A 3721-nucleotide genomic window follows, 5' to 3' on the forward strand; every position below is an offset into this window, starting at 1 on the left:
CGGGGTTGAGCTCGACTAATAGCAGTGTGAGCTCGCTGAGCACGTCGGCCTCGACGGGTCTGTCGACGGCCAACAGCGCGATCACATCGCTGTCGACGTCGGCCTCGACCGGCATCGGTTCGCTGTCCACCGGACTGAGCACGACCAATAGCAGTGTGAGTTCGCTGAGCACGTCGGCCTCGACAGGTCTGTCCACGGCCAACAGCGCGATCACATCGCTGTCGACGTCAGCCTCGACCGGCATCGGTTCGCTGTCCACCGGACTGAGCGCGACCAATAGCAGTGTGAGTTCGCTGAGCACGTCGGCTTCGACGGGCCTTTCGACGGCTAATAGCGCGATCACGTCGCTGTCCACGTCAGCTTCGACCGGCATCGGTTCGCTGTCCACCGGACTGAGCGCGACCAATAGCAGTGTGAGTTCGCTGAGCACGTCGGCTTCGACGGGCCTGTCCACGGCCAACAGCGCGATCACATCGCTGTCGACGTCGGCCTCGACCGGCATCGGTTCGCTGTCCACCGGACTGAGCACGACCAATAGCAGTGTGAGTTCGCTGAGCACGTCGGCCTCGACGGGTCTGTCGACGGCCAACAGCGCGATCACATCGCTGTCGACGTCGGCCTCGACCGGCTTGAGCACGACCAATAGCAGCATGAGCTCGCTGAGCACGTCGACTTCGACAGGTCTGTCGACGGCCACCAGCGCGATCACGTCACTGTCGACGTCGGCTTCGACGGGCTTGAGCACGACCAATAGCAGCGTGAGTTCGTTGAGCACTTCGGCTTCGACGGGTCTGTCAACGGCCACCAGCGCGATCACGTCGCTGTCGACGTCGGCCTCGACCGGCTTGAGCACGACCAATAGCAGTGTGAGTTCGCTGAGCACGTCGGCCTCGACAGGCCTGTCCACGGCTAACAGCGCGATCACGTCGCTTTCCACGTCGGCTTCGACTGGAATCAGTACGTCTCGCGTGGCCGAAGCGTCGCTGTCCACGGGGTTGAGCTCGGCTAATAGCAGCGTAAGCTCGTTGAGCACGTCGGCCTCGACTGGGCTGTCGACGGCCACCAGCGCGATCACGTCGCTGTCCACGTCAGCCTCGACCGGCATCGGTTCGCTGTCCACCGGACTGAGCACGACCAATAGCAGCGTAAGCTCGCTGAGCACGTCGACTTCGACAGGTCTGTCCACGGCCAGCAGCTCGATCACATCGCTGTCGACGTCGGCTTCGACCGGCTTGAGCACGACCAATAGCAGCGTGAGCTCGTTGAGCACGTCGGCCTCGACGGGTCTGTCGACGGCTAACAGCTCGATCACGTCGCTGTCGACGTCGGCCTCGACCGGCTTGAGCACGACCAATAGCAGTGTGAGTTCGCTGAGCACGTCGGTCTCGACGGGTCTGTCGACGGCCACCAGCTCGATCACGTCGCTGTCCACGTCAGCCTCGACCGGCATCGGTTCGCTGTCCACCGGACTGAGCGCGACCAATAGCAGCGTGAGCTCGCTGAGCACGTCGGCTTCGACGGGCCTGTCGACGGCCAACAGTTCCATTACATCGCTGTCGACGTCGGCCTCGACCGGCTTGAGCACGACCAATAGCAGCGTGAGCTCGCTGAGCACGTCGACTTCGACAGGTCTGTCCACGGCCACCAGCTCGATCACGTCGCTGTCCACGTCAGCCTCGACCGGCATCGGTTCGCTGTCCACCGGACTGAGCGCGACCAATAGCAGCGTGAGCTCGCTGAGCACGTCGACCTCGACGGGTCTGTCGACGGCCACCAGTTCCATTACGTCGCTGTCGACGTCGGCTTCGACCGGCTTGAGCACGACCAATAGCAGTGTGAGCTCGCTGAGCACGTCGACCTCGACGGGTCTGTCGACGGCCACCAGTTCCATTACGTCGCTGTCGACGTCGGCTTCGACCGGCTTGAGTACGACCAATAGCAGCGTGAGTTCGCTGAGCACGTCGACCTCGACGGGTCTGTCGACGGCCACCAGTTCCATTACGTCGCTGTCGACGTCGGCTTCGACCGGCTTGAGCACGACCAATAGCAGCGTGAGCTCGCTGAGCACGTCGGCCTCGACGGGTCTGTCGACGGCTAACAGCTCGATCACGTCGCTGTCCACGTCAGCCTCGACCGGCATCGGTTCGCTGTCCACCGGACTGAGCACGACCAATAGCAGCGTAAGCTCGCTGAGCACGTCGGCCTCGACGGGTCTGTCCACGGCCAACAGCGCGATCACGTCGCTGTCGACGTCGACCTCGACCGGCTTGAGCACGACCAATAGCAGTGTGAGTTCGCTGAGCACGTCGGTCTCGACGGGTCTGTCGACGGCTAACAGCTCGATCACATCGCTGTCGACGTCGGCCTCGACAGGTCTGTCGACGGCTAACAGCTCGATCACGTCGCTGTCCACGTCAGCCTCGACCGGCATCGGTTCGCTGTCCACCGGACTGAGCGCGACTAATAGCAGCGTAAGCTCGTTGAGCACGTCGGCCTCGACTGGAATCAGTACGTCTCGCGTGGCCGAAGCGTCGCTGTCCACGGGGTTGAGCTCGGCTAATAGCAGCGTAAGCTCGTTGAGCACGTCGGCCTCGACTGGGCTGTCGACGGCCACCAGCGCGATCACGTCGCTGTCGACGTCGGCTTCGACCGGCTTGAGCACGACCAATAGCAGCGTAAGCTCGCTGAGCACATCGACCTCGACAGGTCTGTCCACGGCCACCAGCGCGATCACATCGCTGTCGACGTCGGCCTCGACCGGCATCGGTTCGCTGTCCACCGGACTGAGCGCGACCAATAGCAGCGTGAGTTCGCTGAGCACGTCGGCCTCGACAGGCCTGTCCACGGCTAACAGCGCGATCACGTCGCTTTCCACGTCGGCTTCGACTGGAATCAGTACGTCTCGCGTGGCCGAAGCGTCGCTGTCCACGGGGTTGAGCTCGGCTAATAGCAGCGTAAGCTCGTTGAGCACGTCGGCCTCGACTGGGCTGTCGACGGCCACCAGCGCGATCACGTCGCTGTCGACGTCGGCTTCGACCGGCTTGAGCACGACCAATAGCAGCGTGAGCTCGTTGAGCACGTCGGCCTCGACTGGGCTGTCGACGGCCACCAGCGCGATCACGTCGCTGTCGACGTCGGCTTCGACCGGCTTGAGCACGACCAATAGCAGCGTGAGTTCGTTGAGCACTTCGGCTTCGACGGGTCTGTCAACGGCCACCAGCGCGATCACGTCGCTGTCGACGTCGGCTTCGACCGGCTTGAGCGCGACCAATAGCAGCGTGAGCTCGCTGAGTACGTCGGCTTCGACTGGGCTGTCGACGGCCACCAGTTCCATTACGTCGCTGTCGACGTCGGCTTCGACCGGCTTGAGCACGACCAATAGCAGCGTGAGCTCGCTGAGTACGTCGGCTTCGACTGGGCTGTCGACGGCCAACAGTTCCGTCACGTCACTGTCTACGTCGGCCTCGACGGGTCTGTCCACGGCCAACAGCGCGATTACGTCGCTGTCGACGTCGGCTTCGACCGGCATCGGTTCGCTGTCCACCGGACTGAGCGCGACCAATAGCAGCGTGAGTTCGCTGAGCACGTCGGCCTCGACAGGCCTGTCCACGGCTAACAGCGCGATCACGTCGCTTTCCACGTCGGCTTCGACTGGAATCAGTACGTCTCGCGTGGCCGAAGCGTCGCTGTCCACGGGGTTGAGCTCGGCTAATAGCAGCGT

The 3721-nt window shown here is 63.3% G+C and carries 1 protein-coding gene; it reads left to right on the top strand.

Translation table 11 applies throughout. The features are described from left to right. Window positions 1-3721: beta strand repeat-containing protein (locus AC0KUR_RS37705; RefSeq protein WP_473377369.1), on the top strand; the 3721-nt coding region annotated here is incomplete at both ends.

This window comes from Burkholderia sp. YHN3-13, assembly GCF_055810675.1.